General features: G+C 72.7%; 1 protein-coding gene and 1 pseudogene. Both read right to left on the reverse strand.

Translation table 11 applies throughout. From position 1 onward, the window contains the following. The coding region (locus DBR34_RS20655; RefSeq protein WP_181394092.1) for a hypothetical protein at positions 1 to 693 on the reverse strand (693 nt) is incomplete at its 3' end. Positions 694 to 894: 201 nt separating this feature from the next. Further along, positions 895 to 1,593, reverse strand: a pseudogene (locus DBR34_RS21590) (hypothetical protein); the annotation flags it as partial.

The raw sequence follows: 1,593 nt of genomic DNA on the forward strand, positions 1-1,593 counted from the left end.
GCGCTCGTCCATGACGCCGGTGTGCTGGTACTTCGGTGCGCAGTTCAGGAACGTGGTGCTGAACTCCGGACCGGGTTGCGCTGGCCGGTGCGAACGCACGGTGCCGGACAGCGCCAGCGGAATCTCGTTGCTGGCCGCGTCCACCCGCTCCCAGGCCGCATCGTAGTGGTCCAGTGGGTAGAAGAACGCATCCCACGCCACCCGTTTCTTGCCCAGCCGCAGCACCACGCGGGCATCCAGCAGCGCGTCGTCGTCGCACATCGCGCGCAGCACCAGCAGCGCGTTCACGGTGCGCAGGTGGGCCTCCAGCGCCGACCCGCCGCCCCGCTTCAGATCCTGGTGCAGCGGCAGCAGGCGCAGTTCAACGCGGCCGTCGTCCAGCCGATGCAGCAGCGCCGGGTCGAGGGTGCTGGCGAGCAGCGCATCCAGGCGGCCGGGCACGTTGTAGCGGCAGGTCGGCGCATGCTCGGCGTCCTTGTCCAGCTGGATGCCGGCGGGAATCGTGACGGGCACGCGATCAGCACCGGTGCGGGTGTGCTCGGGCACGAAGCGGACCTGCGCGGTGCAGCCTTCGCCGTCGCAGAACAGCGCCGGCAGCGTCTGCGCGGCGTCCACCCGCTGCTGCAGGCCGGCGATGCCATGCGCGGTGCCATGCGACCCGACGGCGGTGTACATCGTGACTGCGCGACTCATCTGGAACCAACTGCACCAACCGGGGCCCTACATGGTAGCGGTATTGGCCGCGCAGGCCGCGCGCATCGCACGCGCCGACCGCCGGCCGCGCCCGTGATCCTCCGGTGGCGCTGGCCGCTGGCCGGGCGCGTGATCCTCCGGTAGTGCCGGCCGCTGGCCGGGCGCGTGATCCTCCGGTAGTGCCGGCCGAAACGCGGTCCGTCAGCGCGGCACGGCCTGCAGCGCACCCACCACATCGGACTCCGCGAAGCCGCAATGCCCCTCCCCGGCGCGCGGCAGCACGGTGGGTGGGGGCGTGGCCCCGGCACGGGCGGCCAGCGCGGTGTACACCCCTTCAAAGCGCGCGCTGATGGTGGGGTCGTCGCGGTTGTACTGGATCACCAGCGGGCGCTGCAGCGCGCCACTCAACCCCAGCCGGCGGCGCAGGCGGGCCTGTGCGGCGGGGTCGGCATCCACCCGGCGGACGCTGGCGTTGAACGCGGCGTCATCGCCGAACCCCGCATACACGGCGTCGCGGTTGCCCACCGGAACGCCGCCGCTGCGCCGGACCAGGTCGTGCCAGATCAGCGCGTGCAGGCTGATGGTGCCGGCCAACTGGTCGGCCGGTACCTGCAGGCGCGCGGCCAAGGTGGCGGCCAGCGCCGGGCGCGACTGCACCGCGGCATCGATCGGCGGGTACAGCGCATGTTGCGGCAGCGTGGCTGCGGCCGTCGAGGCCAGCCCGTCCGCCGGCAGCCCCGGGGCCGACGGGAACAGGGTGTCGAACGCAAGCAGCGTGGTCAGCATTTCGCGGGCCAGTACCTCCCCGGGCAGATTGGCCCCGCACAGCGCCACACCGCCGGCGTAGTGCTGCGGGTAGCGCTCCAGCGTGGCAATGGCGACCGCGCCGCCCATCGAGAA

The organism is Stenotrophomonas sp. HMWF003 (assembly GCF_003061285.1).
Lineage (GTDB): Bacteria > Pseudomonadota > Gammaproteobacteria > Xanthomonadales > Xanthomonadaceae > Stenotrophomonas > Stenotrophomonas maltophilia_AP.